Genomic DNA, 16,767 nt, shown 5'->3' with positions numbered 1-16,767 from the left:
GGAAGGAAGCTGGACCGACCGGCCGACAAGACCGATGTCCACGTCTCCTCCCGGCACACCCCGTCCGGTCAACTCAAGCCGATGGCAGGTCTCCTGGCTCGCGGGTCTTTGCGCCATCCTGCCTTCCCAGCCTTGCCGGCCAGTGGCATTTCGGATCTTGCTAACCGCTTACAGTTGCGGGGGCAGCCACGGCCTCGATCCGAAGATCTCACCGTGTTCCCTTTTCACCCCTCGCCTTTCGACTCGGGGACCATCAGTCGCCCACCCTAATTTCCCGCCAATCACAGCGCAATAAATTTCCGGGGCTCGGAAAGCCACGAGAGCTAGGGTCTTGTCAGAGGGAGTCATATGGATCATCGTTATGTAATAACGTTACTACCTAAAAGACGTTGCTTGCTCCTGTCAAGCTCTTTCGCCTGACGCCTTCGACTGCCGGCCGCCGTCGCGATTTGCGCAGTGCGCAATTTCGATCAAACTGCGAGCTCCAGGAAACGGCACGATGACCTGCCGACGCGAAGACTTTGCCAATGTGAAGACTGGCCCATGCAAGGAGCCAAATGAATCCTACCGAGAAAGCGCTGTGGTTCGTCGAAAGCCATCTGCCGGAATCCGTCTCGCTCGACGATGTCGCCAAGAGCAGCGGGGTGTCGCGCTTTCACGTGACGCGGGCTTTCGGTGCGGCGACCGGCCGTTCGGTGATGGGCTACATGCGGTCTCGCCGGCTGACCGAAGCGGCGCGCAAGCTCGCCGCCGGTGCACCCGACATCCTCTCGCTCGCTCTCGACACCGGCTATGCCTCGCATGAGGCCTTCACCCGCGCCTTCCGCGACCAATTCGGCACCACGCCGGAACTGGTGCGCGCGCAAGGCTCGCTAGACAACCTCGATCTCGTGGAGCCGATCCTGATGGACCAGTCCTTCCTCACCAATCTCGAGCCGCCGCGTTTTGAGGCCAGCCGGCCGTTCCTCATCGCCGGTCTCAGCGAACGCTACAGCTGCGAAACCAGCGCCGGCATCCCGATGCAATGGCAGCGGTTCGGCCCCTATATCGGCAACATTCCGGGCGAGGTCGGCGACGTCGCCTATGGCGTCTGCGTCAATGGCGACGACGCCGGCAATTTCGACTACATCGCCGGTGTCGAGGTGTCCGATTTTTCGGACCTGCCGAAGGAGTTTTCGCGCGTACGCGTGCCGGCGCAGAAATACGCCGTGTTCGCCCATCGTGACCACATCTCGACCATCCGCCGCACGGTCAACACGATCTGGAACAAATGGCTGCCGGCGTCCGGACACGAGATCGCCGATGCGCCCGAATTCGAGCGCTACGGCCCCGAATTCGATCCGCGCAGCGGCAATGGCGGGCTGGAAATCTGGATACCGGTGAAGGGGTGAGAGACGTTACAGCTCCAGGTTCCAGTTCTGGCCGACCAGATCCTTGCCGAAGGAATGGTGGCGCTCTTCCTCGGCAAGCTTGAAGCCCGCCGCCTCATAGATGCGGCGCGCCGAGACGAGAATGTCGTTGGTCCACAATGTCAGCGTCTTGTATCCCTTAGCACGGGCAAAGCCGATGCATTCCTCGACCAGTCGCTTGCCGATGCCGAGACCGCGCGCCGAGGGCTCGACGTAGAGCAGGCGCAGCTTCGCCACCGTGTCCGACTGGCGCACGACAAAGACCGAGCCAACGACTTCCCCCTCCCGTTCGGCGATCCAGCTGCGTTCCCATTTCGGATCGAAGGATTTGACGAAGGCGCCGAGGATTTCGGCGACCAGCGCCTCATAGGTTTCGTCCCAGCCATATTCCTGCGCGTAGAGCAGGCCCTGGCGATGGATGATCCAGCCGATGTCGCCGACCTGCAAAGGCCGCAGCATGTAGGGGACCTTGGGCTCGGCACTGTCGCCCAGCAGGCGCTGCACCGTCTGCATCGCCTTGACCAGCCTGTCCTGCTCCGGATCCGGGAGCCGGTCGAGCAAGGCCGCGACCTGATCGTGCGAACCCTGGTTCAGCGGCGCGAAGGCCGCCCTCCCCGCCGGCGTCAGCGCGATCGACGAGCGCCGCGCATCGGCTTCCGTCGCAGCGCGCTCCACAAGGCCGCGCTCCTGAAACTTTTTCAGCAACCGGCTGAGATAGCCGGCATCGAGACCGAGATCGCGCGCAAGATCGGTGGCGGTCAGCCCGTGGCGATGCGCCAGTTCATAGAGCACACGAGCCTCGGTCAGCGAGAAGGCGCTTTTCAGCCATCCTTCGTCGAGCAGGCCGATCTGGCGGGTGTAGAAGCGGTTGAAGCCCCGCACCGCATCGATCCGCTCCTTGCCGGGTTGATGAATCGTCATGGCATCCTCCTGCCCGACATAGTCAATAATTTAGTTGACTTGGTCAAGTATTAGTTTGGACCAAGCCCACCGCATTATCCGATCCGACGGATGAGGCCTTCGAAGCCGTCGGCGAGATAGGAAGCGCCGGCCGCGAACATCTTCACCAGGTTTTTGGGGCGACCCGGGGTCTTGTTCGCATCGAGGAGTACGGCCCTGCCCTCATGCATGACGAAATCGAACTTGCCATAGTCGAAACCGAGTTCGTGTCTCAAAGCACGCAGTTCGTCGGGAACGGGGACAGGCTCGCGACGGATCGTTTCGGACGCCTTGACCAGCGCGTTTGGCGAGACGTAGCGGGTGCAGCGTTCGCTCTCTCCGCAAAACACCCAGAACCGCGCCGCGAAACCATCGGGTTCTTTCTCCGGAATGAACTTGTCCACGACCAGATCGTCGCGTTCGAAGACGCCATCCGGAACATCCCCGAGAGATCCGTAGACCTCATAGGGCTGCAGGACTGGCATATCAGGAAGTGGCGGTGGTTTCCTCGCGCGCCGCGCTCGCCGATTGAGGAGAGTCTCCGGAATGCCTTGATTGTTGAGATTGCTTTTGACGATGACCGGCCCTTGCCAAACGTCTCCCTGGTTCACCAACGCTCCGCTGATCCGTCGTTTGGATATGTCAGCCGCCCCGACATTGAGGCAGAACGGGAAACTCCGTGCATAGTCGAGATAGTCTGCGGGCGTTATCGTCGCATCGACATGCAGAACCGCGACGTCGGCGCTGTATGTCTTCGACAGACCTTGCTGAATTCGAACCGAATGGCCGCGTCTTTTCAATTCTCCCAGAACGTCGAAAAGCAGATAGGGACTATCCCTGCGCAGCAGGATATCGCGCTTGCCTAGGAAGCGGTCGTGCTCATGTGTTATGACGACGACATGCGCCACAGTTGTCCCCCCTTGTCGTCCTTACCACTTCCGTTAAGCGGTTATGAGCAGTTGATGCCAGACCTTCTTAGGTCCGACGAGCCTGCATGACAAATCATTGGGACGATTATCACCGCCACTGGATGCTCCTGGAGGCGCCGCTCCGGCCGACTGCCGAGACAGTTGGCATTGTCGAGCGCGAGCTTGATCTCGACGAGGCCGACGTTCTGCTGCTGGGCGTTACCCCGGAACTGGCCGGCCTCGGCAAGACGATGTTGGCCGTCGACGGATCCGCTGCCATGGTTTCGGGCGTATGGCCGGGCGATAGCGCCTGCCGCAAGGCAACGACCGGGAACTGGCTGGACCTTCCGCTCGGCCGCGCCAGCGTCGGCGCGGTCATAGGCGACGGTTGTCTGACGGTCGTCGATTCCGCACGCGCTCGCCGCGCCCTCCTGGGCGAGGTTGCCAGAGTGCTGAAGCCCGGCAGCCGTGCGGCGATCCGCGTATTCGCCGGACCTGAGGCATTCGAGGATCTGCAGGACATCAAGGCCCAGGCCCTGGCCGGCGGAATTGAGAATTTCCACGCGCTCAAATGGCGAATCGCCATGGCGTGTACGACCAGCGATTCCGATCGCGCCATAAATGTGCAGGTGATCCGCGACGCTTTTGACAAGACCTTCCCGGACCGCGCCGCCCTTGCCGCGCGAACGGGGTGGAGCGTGGCGTCTATCGGCACCATCGATGTCTATGCGGGTTCGCAAACGACTTACTGCTTCGCGACGCTTGCCATGCTCGTCGACGAGGCGAACGGCTGGTTCGACGAAGTGCGCGTCGTGCCGAGCGGATCGTATCCGCTGGCGGAACGATGCCCGCTGCTGGTACTTGGTTCGCCAAGACACCAATAGTTCGTCGTCCGGCATCGATCGGCTCAACGAGCGCCTTGACTCTCGCATGCCGCCAGCCTATTTCAGCGCCACGTTAGCACTCGCCATTGGTGAGTGCTAACCAGGTCCGGCGCCGCCGGACGGAGGAACTGTTCTCACCATTCTCATCGAGGAATAAAAAATGGCAAAGTCGAAGTTCCGCCCGCTTCATGACCGCGTGGTCGTACGCCGGGTTGAATCCGAATCCAAGACTGCCGGCGGGATCATCATCCCCGATACGGCTAAGGAAAAGCCGCAGGAAGGCGAGATCATCGCCGTTGGTTCCGGCGCCCGCGACGAAGCCGGCAAGCTCGTCCCGCTGGACGTCAAGGCCGGCGACCGTATCCTGTTCGGCAAGTGGTCGGGCACCGAAGTCAAGCTCAATGGCGAAGACCTTCTGATCATGAAGGAATCCGACATCATGGGCATCATCGGCTGAATATCGGCCTCACCGTCACTTAAATCTTCGGGCTCAATTCAAGCCCCTGCCAGGAGCTAAAAATGGCTGCCAAAGACGTAAAATTTTCCCGCGATGCCCGTGAGCGCATGCTGCGCGGCGTCAACATCCTCGCCGACGCAGTGAAGGTGACGCTCGGCCCCAAGGGCCGCAACGTCGTCATCGACAAGTCGTTCGGCGCCCCGCGCATCACCAAGGACGGCGTCACCGTCGCCAAGGAAATCGAGCTGGAAGACAAGTTCGAGAACATGGGCGCGCAGATGGTCCGCGAAGTTGCTTCGAAGACCAACGACATCGCCGGCGACGGCACCACGACCGCGACCGTTCTGGCGCAGTCGATCGTCCAGGAAGGCCACAAGGCGGTTGCCGCCGGCATGAACCCGATGGACCTGAAGCGCGGCATCGACCTCGCGGTAACCGACGTCGTCGCAACGCTGATCAAGAACGCCAAGAAGATCAAGACCTCGGAAGAAGTTGCTCAGGTCGGCACCATCGCCGGCAATGGCGATGCTTCGGTCGGCTCGATGATCGCCGAAGCGATGCAGAAGGTCGGCAATGAGGGCGTCATCACGGTCGAGGAAGCCAAGACCGCCGAGACCGAACTCGAGGTCGTCGAAGGCATGCAGTTCGACCGCGGCTATCTCTCGCCCTACTTCGTCACCAACGCCGACAAGATGGTTGCGGATCTGGAAGACGCTTACATCCTTCTCCACGAGAAGAAGCTCTCCAACCTGCAGGCCATGCTGCCGATCCTCGAGGCTGTCGTGCAGACCTCGAAGCCGCTGGTCATCATCTCGGAAGACGTCGAAGGCGAGGCTCTGGCCACGCTCGTCGTCAACAAGCTGCGTGGCGGCCTGAAGATCGCCGCCGTCAAGGCGCCGGGCTTCGGTGATCGCCGCAAGGCCATGCTGGAAGACATCGCCATCCTCACCGGTGGCCAGGTCATTTCCGAAGACCTCGGCATCAAGCTCGAGAATGTTGGCCTCAACATGCTCGGCCGCGCCAAGAAGGTGTCGATCTCCAAGGAGAACACCACCATCGTCGACGGTGCCGGCAAGAAGGCCGAGATCCAGGGCCGCGTTGCCCAGATCAAGCAGCAGATCGAGGAGACCACCTCGGACTACGACAAGGAGAAGCTGCAGGAACGTCTCGCCAAGCTGGCGGGCGGCGTTGCCGTCATCCGCGTCGGCGGTGCGACCGAGATCGAAGTCAAGGAAAAGAAGGACCGCGTCGATGACGCCCTCAACGCGACCCGCGCGGCCGTCGAAGAAGGCATCGTTCCCGGCGGCGGCGTCGCACTCCTGCGCGCTTCGCTGAACATCAAGGCAACCGGCGCCAACTCCGACCAGACCGCTGGCATCAACATCGTGCGTCGTGCGCTGCAGGCTCCGGCCCGCCAGATCGCGGCCAACGCCGGTGCGGAAGCATCGATCGTTGCCGGCAAGATCCTCGAGAACAAGGGCCCGACCTTCGGCTACAACGCCCAGACCGGCGAATATGGCGACATGATCGCCATGGGTATCGTCGATCCGGTCAAGGTCGTGCGCACGGCTCTCCAGGATGCGGCCTCGGTCGCCGGCCTGCTGGTCACCACCGAAGCCATGATCGCGGAGGCTCCGAAGAAGGAGTCGGCTGGCGGCGGCATGCCAGGCGGCATGGGCGGCGGCGGCATGGGCGGCATGGGCGGCATGGATTTCTGATCCACGTTCCATCAGCCTTCAGATACGGAAAGGGCGGCCGAGAGGCCGCCTTTTTTTGTTTGTCATGCACCACAATCGCCGTGCCAGCCTCGATCGGCAGGCGGGACCTCCTGTATCGCTGTACGCTTTGGCAATAGTAACGGCATGGATTGCAGGGCTGGAACCATCTCTGTTCAGCCTTTCGGCCCCTCGACAGGACTCCGCGCCGTCCTCAAAAGCGATGAGGCGTGAAGCGTCAACGCGCTGTGACAGCGACCTTTTTGGCAGGCAATGCACTTTCCACCAGCGCGGCGACCTCATCGGCTACCGCCAGCACCGGGGCACGGTCGCGGGTGGCGCGCGCGATCACCATCAGCCCTTCCAGCGATGATTCGACAAGCAACGCCAGAGCGTGGGCGCGGCGCTCAGGCACCCCTGCCCTGACGAAGGCCGCTTGCAGCAAGCCTACCCATTGCTGGAAAGCCGACCGGCATAATTCGGCCAACTCCGGCATGTTGGCCGGCGAGTCCAGCACCACGGGCGCGACCGGACAGCCAAGCGTGAACTGGTTGTCCTCCAGCATGCGTGCCACCGCCTGGTAGATATGGTGGACGGCCACCGCCGGGTCGTGCTCGGCGGCGAGCGCCTCATCCATCCATTGCGTGACCTTTTCGACGCTGTCGCGCGTCACCTCGATGACCAATTGGTCCTTACCGCCCGGAAAATGAAAATAGAGCGATCCTCTCGGCGCGCCGGAGGCGCTCAAAATATCGTTGAGCGAGGTGCCGTGATAGCCGCGCTGCCTCAGCAGCAGCGCCGTCGCTTCGATCATGCGGGTGCGTGTGTCTTTCGCCATGTCAGCCTCTGTCAGGAGACAGCATTATAGGCCTTGCCAGGAATATGACAACCGGTCTATATAATAGGTAGATCAGTCTACATACAAGGAGAGATCCAATGACAGTCCGTGAAGCTTCGGCCGAATGGCAAGGCACGCTGAAAGAAGGTTCAGGCCGCTTGCGGCTTGGCAGCGGCGTCTTCGAAGGCGCCTATTCGTTTCCGTCGCGTTTCGAGAATGGCCCCGGCACCAACCCGGAAGAGCTGATCGCCGCCGCACATGCCGGCTGCTTTTCGATGGCGCTGACCGCTATCCTCGGCCGCGACGGCCACGTCGCCCAAAACATCCGCACCATCGCCAAAGTGCATCTCGGCGCAACCGAGGCAGGGCCGACGATCACGCGCATCGAGCTCGAAACCGAGGCGGCGATCGCGGATCTGGCAGACGACGAATTCGAGCGCCTTGCGCAGTCCGCCAAGGCAGGCTGCCTCGTCTCGCGCGCGCTTGCCGGCGTGCCCCGCATCACGCTCAAGGCCACGCTCGTCAAGGGTAAATGAAAGCAGGAGAATGACGATGACACAGGAGCTTATCATGGACAGGGCTGCGAACGAGCTGTCCGGGCAGACGGCCGAGATCATGCGGCGCTTCAACAACGTGTTCGAGCGCCACGACCCGTCGGCGCTCGACGAGCTGGTGGCTGAGGATTGCGTGATCGAGAACACCGTGCCGGCGCCGGATGGCGCCCGCCACGCAGGCCGCGAAGCCTGCGTCGGGCTGTGGTCGGCGATCGCCACCCAGGCTGGCACGCGCTTCGACGTGGAAGAAACCTTCGTTGCCGGCGAGCGGGCGACGATCCGCTGGCGCTATTTCATGGCCGACGGCAACTCTATCCGCGGCGTCAACCTGATGCGCGTCGAGAGCGGGCGGATCGTCGAGGCGATGGGCTACGTCAAGGGGTAGGGCTTCGCCCGGAAGCCCGCCAGCAGGACGTAGATTCCGGGCGAGTTGCCATCCGTCTTCCTACGCCGCGGATGGTCCAAACCAGCGCGTCAGCGCTTCGCGAAGGCCCGTCGAAGCCGTGCCGCCAACCCAGGCGACATAACCATCGGGCCGAATCAGCACGGCACTGGGCGCGCTGACCTCACCGATCACCGGAAGCTGCCACGCTCCATAATAGCGGGCGTCGACAGGGCGGACCCGGTCGGCCCATGGGCTGAGGTCGAAAGCAAGGGGATCGCCAAAATTGAGCAGCACCGGTCGGGCCTCGTGCAGCAGCGCGAAAACCCGCTGCGGACCGGCGTCGGTGGCTAAATCGAGGTCGGGCATGCGACGGCCAAGCAATAGATGCCCCTCGCCAAAGTCGTAGGCGATATCGAGACCGGACATCATGCCGGCAAAGCGCCGGCGTGGCTCCTCCATGGCAAGAAATTCCGTCATCGTGTCGCGCAGCGCATTAGTGCGCTCGTCTCCGCGGCGCAGTGCAACCGATGCCATCGTGGTGCGCAAAACCCGCGCGGCAACCGGATGACGCTCGGCATGGTAAGTGTCGAGCAGGCTGTCGGGGGAAATCCCCTTCACCACCTGGGCCACCTTCCAGCCCAGATTTATTGCATCCTGCACGCCGGTCTGGAGACCTTGGCCACCATCCGGCGAGTGGATATGCGCGGCGTCGCCAGCAAGCAGCACCCGTCCCTTGCGGTAGGACGCCGCTTGCCGGGTCATGTCGGTAAAGCGACCAAGCGATCTCGGATTGTGGACACCATAGTCCGTGCCGTAAACATCGATCAACGCCTGGCTGAGATCGGCGAGCGTGGGTTCGCCCACGGCACCTGTTTGCCGCTCGGTCACCAATATGCGCACCACCGGACCGTCCATCCTGCTGAGGCCATGAATGCCGATGGCGTCGCGGCGGATGCCCCATTCCGGTTCGCTTGAAATCTCTGCCTCAGCGATCAAATTGCTGGTCGTCGGGTCCCAACCGGGAAAATCAATACCGGCCGTTTTGCGCACGAGACTCCGTCCGCCATCGCAGCCGACGAGATAATGCGCATGCAGAAACGTGCCATTGGACAATTCGATGTCGATGCCCGCATCTCTCTCCACGAAGCCCAGCACCTCGAGGCCGCGATAGATCGTGACGCCGAGTTCAGCGACCCATTCAGCCAATATCTGCTCGATTTGCCTCTGCCACAAAGCGAGCCCGTAATTGTGCCGAGTGGGAAAGTCGCTGATGTCCATGGTGACGTCTGCGAACCGGGCCACCTGGGCAGTTTGCCCCTGCGACAAAAACCGGTCGGCAATGCCACGCTGATCGAAAACCTCAATCGTGCGGGCGTGCAGGCCTCCGGCGCGGGAACCGGCAAGGTCCTGGTTGGCGCGACGCTCGACGATGGCGGTATCGATGCCCGCCAGGGCGAGTTCGCCCGCCAGCATCAACCCTGTTGGACCGCCTCCGACAATCAGTATCTGATGGGAAATCGCCATGCGATCGGCACTACTGCTCGCCAAGCGCCCGGCGTCGCGAGCGCCTATTTCGAATTGCTGCATGATTTTGAGCCCTCTTTCAGTCAGGGCTCCGCAATCTAAGCATAAAAAGCCGAATGCCAATTCTTGATCTTAATTGGTTCGGCCCCATCTATTAAAGCAAGAGGCGCGACAGCCGTCGCCCCCCACGAAATTCCCCAGCAAATGCGGTGATCAACCGCCCACCCGGCAGCTCGGCTTACCTCTCGGTCAGCGCCAGTTTGGCGCCAAGCATGACGAAGGCGCCGGCGAAGGTTCGGCGCATCCAGATCAGCACCATCGGCCGCGACACAACATGGCTGCGGATCGAGGCGGCGAAGATGCCGTAGCCGACAAAGACGACGAAGGTCAAAAGCATGAAGACGGCGCTGAGCTCCAGCATCTTCGACAGCGCATGCGGTTCGGTGGTGAAGATCGACAGCTTCGGGTTGAGGATGTTGATCAGCATGCCGGAGGTGATCACCTTGCCGGCCGAGCGCGGCGCGAGATCCCTGTCCATGACCGCCAACGAAAGTTCGCTCGCCCTCGATTGGACTTTGGTTTTTGGGAGTTGATTTGCTGCAATACAGTAAGAATGCTACGATATTTAGCCGCTAATATTTTTTGCTGATTAGCGACCAGCTTGCCAAAACGTAGGGTGCGTTCGTCCGCTGCGAAGTCCATCTCGGACTAGCGGGCGCGAGTTCGCGTTACCGGATATGCGCACATCCAGAAGAGCATCACGAGGTTCGGCGGCATAGGTGCGGCCCCGTTCCTTCAATCCCGCTTGCATGCATGAACAGCCACCACGAGCACCGGCCAGAGCGCGTGGCGTTGAAGATAACGCAACCCAAACCCAGGGAGATCGTCATGAATGATATTCAGGAGCGCGGCGAAGCCACAATCGCAATCCCTTCAGCGCGAAGGGTCGACATCAAGCTCGAAGTCGTCGTCATCCCCGTTTCGGACATCAATCGAGCCAAGCGATTTTACGGCGGCTTGGGTTGGAGGCTCGACGCCGACATCACAGGCGACGAATTTCGTGTCATCCAGTTTACGCCTCCGGGCTCCCCGTGTTCGATAGTCTTCGGCTCAGGGGTCACCCCAGGGCCCTATGCCCGGGTCGAGCTCGATGTCCTCGAAAGCGTTGGCGAGCTCGTGGTGTCAGACATCGAGGCAGCGCGCGCCGAACTCGCCGATCGCGGTGTCGACGTGAGCGAGGTGTACCACTATGCCGGCCATGAAGGCCGTGTCAGCGGTCCGGACCCTGAGCGGCGCAGCTACTCCTCGTGGGCCTCCTTCAGCGATCCGTCCGGAAATGTCTGGCTGTTGCAGGAGGTCACTGCGCGAGCGCCCGGCCGCGTCGACGCTGACGACGCCACATTTGTCTCGTCGGCCGAGCTCGCGGCCGCGTTCCGGCGTGCGTCTGCGGCCCATGGCGAGCACGAGAAGCGGACAGGCGGCCAGCGTGATGAGAACTGGCCGGACTGGTATGCCGAGTACATGGTGGCCGAGCAGGCTGGCAAGCCGCTGCCGCTGTAAGGATTGGATCACGACGTCATTTTGAAACGGCAGCATCGACGCAGCCGCGCTTACACGCGACCGTGCTCTATCCTCGGGCGCAGAGCGGCCTCCAGCTCGCGCTATTTCATGGCCGACGGCATTCGCTGCGCGGCGTCAACCTGATGCGCGTCGAGAACGGGCGGATCGTCGAGGCGATGGGCTACGTCAAGGGCTAGGGCCGGCACTACCTCTCGGTCAGCGCCAGTTTGGCGCCAAGCATGACGAAGGCGCCGGCGAAGGTGCGGCGCATCCAGGTCAGCACCATCGGCCGCGACACAACATGGCTGCGGATCGAGGCGGCGAAGATGCCGTAGCCGACGAAGACGACGAAGGTCAAAAGCATGAAGACGGTGCTGAGCTCCAGCATCTTCGACAGCGCATACGGTTCGGTGGTGCTGACGAACTGCGGCAGGAAGGCGAAGAAGAAGATCGACAGCTTCGGGTTGAGGATATTGATGAGGATGCCCGAGGTGATCACCTCGCCGGCCGAGCGTGGCGCGACATCCCGCCCGACGTTTAAGCCGCCGCTCTCCTTCAGCGTATTCCAGGCCATATAGAGCAGGTAGGCGACGCCCAGATACTTGATCGTCTCGAAGGCGAGTGCGCTGGTGTGCAGCAGCGCCGCCAGTCCGGTGATGGCCGCCGCCATATGCGGGATGATACCGAGCGTGCAGCCGAAAGCAGCGATGATGCTGGCGCGCGCGCCACGCGAAAGCCCGGCGCTCAGCGTATAGAGAACGCCGGTGCCGGGCGAAGCCACGACAATCAGCGACGTCAACAAGAATTCGATGCTCACGGATGATCCTCCGGCGTTGTTACCTGCCGCCGGCAACGTAACCAGCGAAGCACACGGGCACAAGCCAGCCCGGGGTCGGTAGTGTCTCATTTCGAATTTCGGCTCACGACCGTTTTTGCACTTTGTTCGGAGGACTTCTAAGGCAAGCATTGACCCTGAAGCGACATCGCATTGAGGTCAACAGCGAGTCTGGTTGACTGGCTGCCGCATCGGCGCATAGTCGTCGACTTACGCGATGTCCCCTTTTGGGGAACAGTCGTATGAGGGGAGGCAAGCCATGGAAGTCGCTGGTGGCGGTCGTGCCGACGTTCACGTCCCGTATATTCTCGTCCATTCCGATCGCGAGATCAGGCGTCTCAGCCATCAGGCGGGCATCATTAACCCGATCACGCGAAGGATCTTGCTGTCTGCGGGCATAAGTCCCGGGATGCGCGTGCTCGACGTCGGCTGTGGCGCGGGCGACGTTACATTCCTGGTTTCCGAGATGGTTGGCGGGGAAGGTCACGTCATCGGCGCAGATCGGGCTCCAGCGGCTCTTGCGGCGGCGGAGGCGCGCGCGACGGCGAATCCGATCCAGAATGTCAGCTTCCGTGAAGGCGATCCCGCGGCACTCTCGTTCGACCGACCGTTCGACGCCGTGATCGGCCGCTATGTTCTGATGTTTCAAGCCGATGCGGTGGCCATGCTGCGTGGCGTCGCTCGTCACCTCCGGCCTGGAGGGACAATCGTCTTCCATGAGCCGGATTGGGACGGCTGTCGATCCAGCCCGCCAGCGCCGACCTACAACGACTGCTGTCGATGGATCGTCGAGACGTTCCGGCGCAGCGGTATCGAGACCAATATGGGTATCAAGCTCGATGCGGCTTTCCGCGCAGCTGGATTGACCGCGCCCTCAATGCACTTGGAGGCGGTTGTTGGGGGAACCAAGGGCGGTTTCGACTGGTCACACCAGACCGCTGAACTCATTGTCACAATGTTGCCGGAAATACAGAGCCGGGGAGTTGCGACGGCTGCTGAGGTCGATGTCGAAACTTTGGGACAGCGCATGCAGCTCGAAATCGAGGCGGGTAGCGTGATCGTGAGCCGCTCGGAAGTGGGCGCCTGGTCGCGTGCCCCGACCTAGTGACAAGAGCTGGAGCAACAGGCTAGCCCGTGCCAATCCTTCTCCTGGTTCTGGGCGGCTGCCTCGCAGGAAAGACCATGGCGAATGTCCCGCTCCTGGCAACGTGCTTGTTCTGCCAGATGAACCGAACGGCGACTTCCACCCATCCGGGCGCTCCCTCGTCTGATCGCTTCCTCAGGCGAACCATGCACTGCTTGCCCTGGTATCACCACGATCGGCCTGACCTTCGAACGACCCCCCGCTGCGAAAGAAACCAGTCTGGAACGCTTCTTGACGACGATGACGTATAAGCTAGAACTTGTCCTTGCGCCGTGACCACCTCCTCCTGAAGCAGGATAACCGTCATGTGTCACAAATCCTTTGGATCGCAGGAGCTGACAAAAGGCGAGGTCGTGGCGCATGCCGTGTCCTTCGCCGCAGCCGTTTTCTCTGCCCGCACGGCTTTCATGATTCTTCGCTCAGGCAGAGAAATGCTTGCGGCAGCCCTCGTGCTCGGACTTTGCGCAACTGCGGCCGCTGACGACGTGCTTTTCGAAAACGTCCGCATCTTCGACGGAAAAGGCGCTGCACTTTCGGCCCCATCGAATGTGCTGGTCGAGGGCAATGTGATCGCGCGGATCTCGACAAGTCCCATCGCGGCCGAAGGCGCGCGGCGCATTGCCGGCAACGGGCGAACGCTAATGCCGGGGCTGATCGATGCGCATTGGCACGCAATGCTGATTGCGTCCACGCCGGCAGAGGCGATGGGCGATGTCGGCTTCGCCAATCTTGCGGCCGGCGACGAGGCGACGGATACGCTGATGCGCGGCTTCACCACCGTTCGCGACGTGGGCGGGCCGGCGTTCGGCCTCAAGCGCGCGATAGATCAAGGCATCATAGCGGGACCACGCATCTATCCGTCCGGCGCCATGATCACCGTGACCAGCGGGCATGGGGATTTCCGCCAGCTCAGCGATTTGCCTCGGACGATCGGCGGCTTGTTCACTCCCATGGAGAGGAACGGCGGCAGCATAGTTGTGGACAGCCCCGACGAGGTGCGTTTGCGTGCCCGCGAGCAGTTCATGCAGGGGGCCGCGCTGCTGAAGTTGACAGCCGGCGGCGGAGTGTCGTCGCCTCACAGCCCGCTCGACGTCACCACCTTCACCGAGCCCGAACTGCGGGCCGCCGTTGAAATTGCCGAGAATTGGGGCACCTACGTCGCCGCGCACGCCTTCACCTCGGATGCGATCCGGAAGGCTATCGCGACTGGTGTTAAGTGCATCGAACACGGCTTCCTCATGGACGAGGCAACCGCCAAGCTGATCGCCGAAAAGGACATTTGGCTGAGCTTGCAGCCGCTTCCCGAATTGATGAGGACAGGCCTCCAAGAGGGTTCGGTCGAGCGAGCCAAGGCCGATGAGGTGTGGCCGGGCATCGGCAGGACCTACGAACTCGCGAAGAAATACAAGATCAAGACGGCGTGGGGCACCGATGTCCTGTTCTCCCGCGCGTTAGCGAAGCAGCAGGGGGCAATTCTGGCGTCGCTTGTGCGTTGGTATACGCCTGCCGAAGCGCTCGTCATGGCCACCGGCACCAATGCGGAGCTGCTCGCGCTGTCGGGCCGTCGCAACCCCTATCCGGGGAAACTCGGCGTGATCGAAGAAGGCGCGCTCGCGGACCTCCTGCTCGTCGAAGGCAATCCGCTGGAGAACCTCGACGTGGTGGCCGATCCAGCCAACAACTTCAAAATCATCATGAAAGATGGCCTGATCTACAAAAACACTATCTGAGGCCCGCTACTACAGCGTCGACAGCCCATGCGCCTTGCGCGCCATCAGGCAATCGTCGCCACCGGGCATGCAGGCGCGGCAGACGTCCGGCCGGACCTCGTAGATGCCGCAGGCGGTGGACTTGCCGACCTCGCCGGAAAGTGCCGAACAGCGCACGCCGTCACAGCACATGCCCGCTTCGTCGGCAGCCACATATTTTTGCGGGATCCGATCGAGCTGCGCGTCATCCTCGGTCGAAAAGCGGGGCCATTCGGCCGAATAGGAACAGCAGGCGCCGCAGCTCTGGCAATCAAAGAGAGGGACGGCGCCCTCCTCCAGAGACGAAACGTCCCGGGCGCTCACCAGGGCAAGCAGCCCTGACGCAACCGGATTCAGGTCGGCGTTTCGCGGCAAGAGCGCTATTTCTTCTTCCTGGTCTTGCGCGACCCCACTTCCGCCGGCGACTTGAACAGATCGGTCGCGGCCTCGGCGGTAACGTCGGCTTTCGGCGCGGCGGCCGGCTTGGCCAGCTTTGCGGTGGCAGTGGATGCCACCGGCTGGTCCTTGGCGGAGAATTTTATAGCCATATCAATCCTCGTCGGAGAAACGCGATGAGGGCGCATTCGGGTTGCGAAGGCGGCCGATCAGCGCCGAGACCGCCGTGATGTTCATTTCCTCAGGCGACCAGTTCTTGGCCTCCTCGATGTGCCGGGGCGCCAGTTCGCGATGCGTGCTGCCGCTATAGGCGGCGTCCTGATGGGTGACCCGCTCATGGGTCTTGGCATTTTCGCGGACATACTCGATCAGGTAGTTCGGGCATTCGGAGCGGCCGCGCACGCCGAGGCGGACCTGGGCATCGCCATGGGCGCGCTTGCAGCGCTCGAGCTTCTCGAGCACGCGCCGGACATATTCGACCGGCTTGTCGAGCTCTCCTACGACATCGGCGATGGTCGAATCGGCGGCGATCGCCTTTTGCGGGACGCGCTTGGTAGCCATCAGCGCTTGCCCATGCGCTTCGGCGCGGCGGCGAGCGCGGCGGCCGCAGCCATATCGTCGGCTTCCTTTTCCAGGCGCAGTTCGCGCAGTCGCGCGGTCTTGGCTTCCCGGGCCTGGCTGGCGGCATCCTGTTCGGAAATGATGCGGTTGAGCGACATGGACTGGGTCTGGGTCTTGCTGAAGATGGATTCGGCCAGGTCGCGGGATTTCTTTGAAGTGGCGGTCAAGGTCTTTCTCCCGGTTCGGAGCGTAATGCCGCAAATGGCGAGACCGGTCTTTCGACCAGGACCACGCACAATGCAATACGGCAGTCGGATTCAAATTGCTGAAGCACCCTTAACACGTTCAAGCGAACGCGCGGTGCTCTTTTCGAACTTTTGAAGCGCCCCAAATGCAAAAGGCCAGGCATTGCCTGACCTTCCGCTGGAGCGCCGCGCATCCACATGAACGCGCTGGCACTTCTCATTCTGCGCATGATCCTTCCGGAAACCGATGTTTCCGGGGCCATGCGCGAAATTCGCCATTCACCAGTGCCAGTACATCCGTGGTCACCGGCGAGGCTGAATTCCGTTTTAGGCCGCCTTCAACTGATCGGCAGACATCTTGCCCGACTTGTTGTCGCGGACCATCTCGTAGCCGAGCTTCTGGCCCTCGACGATGTCGCGCATTCCGGCGCGCTCTACGGCCGAGATGTGGACAAAAACGTCGGCCGAGCCGTCGTCAGGCTGAATAAAACCAAAACCTTTGGTGGCGTTGAACCATTTAACTGTGCCTGTGCTCATAACGAACCCTTTCCGTGGCAAATATTCGTTCGCCGTCATGCGAATGCACAACAGCGTTTGTCTCGATTTTGATGGGGGAAGTTCGTCAAAGGCGCGCCTAGGCACGCGGATAACAAAAGTCAGTCAAA

At 61.9% G+C, this 16,767-nt stretch carries 20 protein-coding genes, 1 pseudogene and 1 riboswitch; of the genes and pseudogenes, 10 read left to right on the top strand and 11 right to left on the bottom strand.

Features of this window, described 5'->3' with window-relative positions; translation table 11 throughout:
* Positions 1–66: 66 nt before the first annotated feature.
* Positions 67–270: riboswitch (cobalamin riboswitch) on the bottom strand.
* Positions 271–557: 287 nt separating this feature from the next.
* On the top strand, positions 558–1,391 hold the full coding sequence (locus NKH73_RS14595; RefSeq protein WP_352932550.1) for a GyrI-like domain-containing protein: 834 nt from the start codon (positions 558–560) through the stop codon (positions 1,389–1,391).
* A 6-nt stretch (positions 1,392–1,397) separates the two neighbouring features.
* On the opposite strand, the gene NKH73_RS14590 is transcribed toward NKH73_RS14595, so the two are convergent.
* The gene (locus NKH73_RS14590; protein ID WP_352932548.1) at positions 1,398–2,330 is read right to left on the bottom strand and encodes a bifunctional helix-turn-helix transcriptional regulator/GNAT family N-acetyltransferase; all 933 of its coding nucleotides are present in this window, start codon (positions 2,328–2,330) and stop codon (positions 1,398–1,400) included.
* A 74-nt stretch (positions 2,331–2,404) separates the two neighbouring features.
* Positions 2,405–3,256: a hypothetical protein gene (locus NKH73_RS14585; protein WP_352932546.1), complete on the bottom strand. Its 852-nt coding sequence runs from the start codon at positions 3,254–3,256 to the stop codon at positions 2,405–2,407.
* Between the two features lie 86 nt (positions 3,257–3,342).
* Here NKH73_RS14585 and NKH73_RS14580 point away from each other — a divergent pair, with 86 nt between their 5' ends.
* From NKH73_RS14580 to groL, 3 genes are all read left to right on the top strand, one after another.
* A complete protein-coding gene (locus NKH73_RS14580; protein WP_352932544.1) occupies positions 3,343–4,140 on the top strand; it encodes a class I SAM-dependent methyltransferase in 798 nt (265 codons plus the stop codon).
* A 160-nt stretch (positions 4,141–4,300) separates the two neighbouring features.
* The gene (groES, locus tag NKH73_RS14575) at positions 4,301–4,597 is read left to right on the top strand and encodes a co-chaperone GroES (RefSeq protein WP_006203049.1); all 297 of its coding nucleotides are present in this window, start codon (positions 4,301–4,303) and stop codon (positions 4,595–4,597) included.
* Positions 4,598–4,659: 62 nt separating this feature from the next.
* Positions 4,660–6,315 carry a chaperonin GroEL gene (gene groL / locus NKH73_RS14570; protein WP_352932542.1) on the top strand — a complete coding sequence of 552 codons (1,656 nt, stop codon included), beginning with the start codon at positions 4,660–4,662 and terminating at the stop codon, positions 6,313–6,315.
* 235 nt (positions 6,316–6,550) lie between these two features.
* Here groL and NKH73_RS14565 read toward each other — a convergent pair whose 3' ends face one another.
* The gene (locus NKH73_RS14565; RefSeq protein WP_352932540.1) at positions 6,551–7,150 is read right to left on the bottom strand and encodes a TetR/AcrR family transcriptional regulator; all 600 of its coding nucleotides are present in this window, start codon (positions 7,148–7,150) and stop codon (positions 6,551–6,553) included.
* A gap of 98 nt (positions 7,151–7,248) precedes the next feature.
* On the opposite strand from NKH73_RS14565, the gene NKH73_RS14560 reads away from it, so the two are divergent.
* Positions 7,249–7,686 carry an OsmC family protein gene (locus NKH73_RS14560; protein ID WP_352932538.1) on the top strand — a complete coding sequence of 146 codons (438 nt, stop codon included), beginning with the start codon at positions 7,249–7,251 and terminating at the stop codon, positions 7,684–7,686.
* Between the two features lie 16 nt (positions 7,687–7,702).
* Positions 7,703–8,089 (top strand): nuclear transport factor 2 family protein, encoded by a 387-nt coding sequence (locus NKH73_RS14555; RefSeq protein ID WP_352932535.1) that lies wholly within the window; start codon positions 7,703–7,705, stop codon positions 8,087–8,089.
* 60 nt (positions 8,090–8,149) lie between these two features.
* Here the strand turns inward: NKH73_RS14555 and NKH73_RS14550 are convergent, their stop codons facing one another.
* Together NKH73_RS14550 and NKH73_RS14545 are read right to left on the bottom strand one after the other, a co-directional pair.
* A complete protein-coding gene (locus tag NKH73_RS14550; protein WP_352933021.1) occupies positions 8,150–9,613 on the bottom strand; it encodes an FAD-dependent monooxygenase in 1,464 nt (487 codons plus the stop codon).
* A gap of 238 nt (positions 9,614–9,851) precedes the next feature.
* A pseudogene (locus NKH73_RS14545) lies at positions 9,852–10,151 on the bottom strand (LysE family translocator); the annotation flags it as partial.
* A 350-nt stretch (positions 10,152–10,501) separates the two neighbouring features.
* On the opposite strand from NKH73_RS14545, the gene NKH73_RS14540 reads away from it, so the two are divergent.
* Positions 10,502–11,173 (top strand): VOC family protein, encoded by a 672-nt coding sequence (locus NKH73_RS14540; protein ID WP_352932532.1) that lies wholly within the window; start codon positions 10,502–10,504, stop codon positions 11,171–11,173.
* 62 nt (positions 11,174–11,235) lie between these two features.
* Complete coding sequence (locus NKH73_RS14535; protein WP_352932528.1) at positions 11,236–11,370, top strand: hypothetical protein; 135 nt, start codon at positions 11,236–11,238, stop codon at positions 11,368–11,370.
* Positions 11,371–11,378: 8 nt separating this feature from the next.
* Here NKH73_RS14535 and NKH73_RS14530 read toward each other — a convergent pair whose 3' ends face one another.
* Positions 11,379–11,990, bottom strand: a complete 612-nt coding sequence (locus NKH73_RS14530) for a LysE family translocator (RefSeq protein ID WP_352932525.1) — start codon at positions 11,988–11,990, stop codon at positions 11,379–11,381.
* A gap of 277 nt (positions 11,991–12,267) precedes the next feature.
* Between NKH73_RS14530 and NKH73_RS14525 the strand changes: the two genes are divergently transcribed.
* Both NKH73_RS14525 and NKH73_RS14520 read left to right on the top strand, forming a co-directional pair.
* Positions 12,268–13,113 carry a class I SAM-dependent methyltransferase gene (locus tag NKH73_RS14525; RefSeq protein WP_352932522.1) on the top strand — a complete coding sequence of 282 codons (846 nt, stop codon included), beginning with the start codon at positions 12,268–12,270 and terminating at the stop codon, positions 13,111–13,113.
* Between the two features lie 470 nt (positions 13,114–13,583).
* Complete coding sequence (locus NKH73_RS14520; protein ID WP_352933018.1) at positions 13,584–14,882, top strand: metal-dependent hydrolase family protein; 1,299 nt, start codon at positions 13,584–13,586, stop codon at positions 14,880–14,882.
* A 9-nt stretch (positions 14,883–14,891) separates the two neighbouring features.
* Here the strand turns inward: NKH73_RS14520 and NKH73_RS14515 are convergent, their stop codons facing one another.
* From NKH73_RS14515 to NKH73_RS14495, 5 genes are all read right to left on the bottom strand, one after another.
* Positions 14,892–15,275, bottom strand: a complete 384-nt coding sequence (locus NKH73_RS14515) for a YkgJ family cysteine cluster protein (protein WP_352932519.1) — start codon at positions 15,273–15,275, stop codon at positions 14,892–14,894.
* A 5-nt stretch (positions 15,276–15,280) separates the two neighbouring features.
* On the bottom strand, positions 15,281–15,448 hold the full coding sequence (locus NKH73_RS14510; RefSeq protein WP_352932516.1) for a hypothetical protein: 168 nt from the start codon (positions 15,446–15,448) through the stop codon (positions 15,281–15,283).
* Between the two features lies 1 nt (position 15,449).
* The gene (locus tag NKH73_RS14505; RefSeq protein ID WP_352932513.1) at positions 15,450–15,857 is read right to left on the bottom strand and encodes a hypothetical protein; all 408 of its coding nucleotides are present in this window, start codon (positions 15,855–15,857) and stop codon (positions 15,450–15,452) included.
* The gene (locus NKH73_RS14500; protein ID WP_352932511.1) at positions 15,857–16,084 is read right to left on the bottom strand and encodes a hypothetical protein; all 228 of its coding nucleotides are present in this window, start codon (positions 16,082–16,084) and stop codon (positions 15,857–15,859) included. The genes NKH73_RS14505 and NKH73_RS14500 overlap by 1 nt, the downstream gene beginning before the upstream one ends.
* Before the next feature lie 345 nt (positions 16,085–16,429).
* Positions 16,430–16,639 carry a cold-shock protein gene (locus NKH73_RS14495; protein ID WP_010915421.1) on the bottom strand — a complete coding sequence of 70 codons (210 nt, stop codon included), beginning with the start codon at positions 16,637–16,639 and terminating at the stop codon, positions 16,430–16,432.
* Positions 16,640–16,767 lie beyond the last annotated feature (128 nt).

This window comes from Mesorhizobium sp. M0938 (genome assembly GCF_040319125.1).
GTDB lineage: Bacteria > Pseudomonadota > Alphaproteobacteria > Rhizobiales > Rhizobiaceae > Mesorhizobium > Mesorhizobium robiniae.
The sequence above is the reverse complement of the archived record's forward strand: the minus strand, read 5'-3'. Positions and strand labels throughout refer to the sequence as shown.

What these genes read in the sequence shown, in the direction of transcription:
- NKH73_RS14520 (WP_352933018.1), top strand. Translation starts at nt 13,584, where the DNA reads ATGCTTGCGGCAGCCCTCGTGCTCGGACTTTGCGCAACTGCGGCCGCT.
- NKH73_RS14560 (WP_352932538.1), top strand. Translation starts at nt 7,249, where the DNA reads ATGACAGTCCGTGAAGCTTCGGCCGAATGGCAAGGCACGCTGAAAGAA.
- NKH73_RS14510 (WP_352932516.1), bottom strand. Translation starts at nt 15,448, where the DNA reads ATGGCTATAAAATTCTCCGCCAAGGACCAGCCGGTGGCATCCACTGCC.
- NKH73_RS14590 (WP_352932548.1), bottom strand. Translation starts at nt 2,330, where the DNA reads ATGACGATTCATCAACCCGGCAAGGAGCGGATCGATGCGGTGCGGGGC.
- NKH73_RS14595 (WP_352932550.1), top strand. Translation starts at nt 558, where the DNA reads ATGAATCCTACCGAGAAAGCGCTGTGGTTCGTCGAAAGCCATCTGCCG.
- NKH73_RS14540 (WP_352932532.1), top strand. Translation starts at nt 10,502, where the DNA reads ATGAATGATATTCAGGAGCGCGGCGAAGCCACAATCGCAATCCCTTCA.
- groES (WP_006203049.1), top strand. Translation starts at nt 4,301, where the DNA reads ATGGCAAAGTCGAAGTTCCGCCCGCTTCATGACCGCGTGGTCGTACGC.
- NKH73_RS14525 (WP_352932522.1), top strand. Translation starts at nt 12,268, where the DNA reads ATGGAAGTCGCTGGTGGCGGTCGTGCCGACGTTCACGTCCCGTATATT.
- NKH73_RS14550 (WP_352933021.1), bottom strand. Translation starts at nt 9,613, where the DNA reads ATGGCGATTTCCCATCAGATACTGATTGTCGGAGGCGGTCCAACAGGG.
- NKH73_RS14505 (WP_352932513.1), bottom strand. Translation starts at nt 15,857, where the DNA reads ATGGCTACCAAGCGCGTCCCGCAAAAGGCGATCGCCGCCGATTCGACC.
- groL (WP_352932542.1), top strand. Translation starts at nt 4,660, where the DNA reads ATGGCTGCCAAAGACGTAAAATTTTCCCGCGATGCCCGTGAGCGCATG.
- NKH73_RS14565 (WP_352932540.1), bottom strand. Translation starts at nt 7,150, where the DNA reads ATGGCGAAAGACACACGCACCCGCATGATCGAAGCGACGGCGCTGCTG.
- NKH73_RS14555 (WP_352932535.1), top strand. Translation starts at nt 7,703, where the DNA reads ATGACACAGGAGCTTATCATGGACAGGGCTGCGAACGAGCTGTCCGGG.
- NKH73_RS14495 (WP_010915421.1), bottom strand. Translation starts at nt 16,639, where the DNA reads ATGAGCACAGGCACAGTTAAATGGTTCAACGCCACCAAAGGTTTTGGT.
- NKH73_RS14580 (WP_352932544.1), top strand. Translation starts at nt 3,343, where the DNA reads ATGACAAATCATTGGGACGATTATCACCGCCACTGGATGCTCCTGGAG.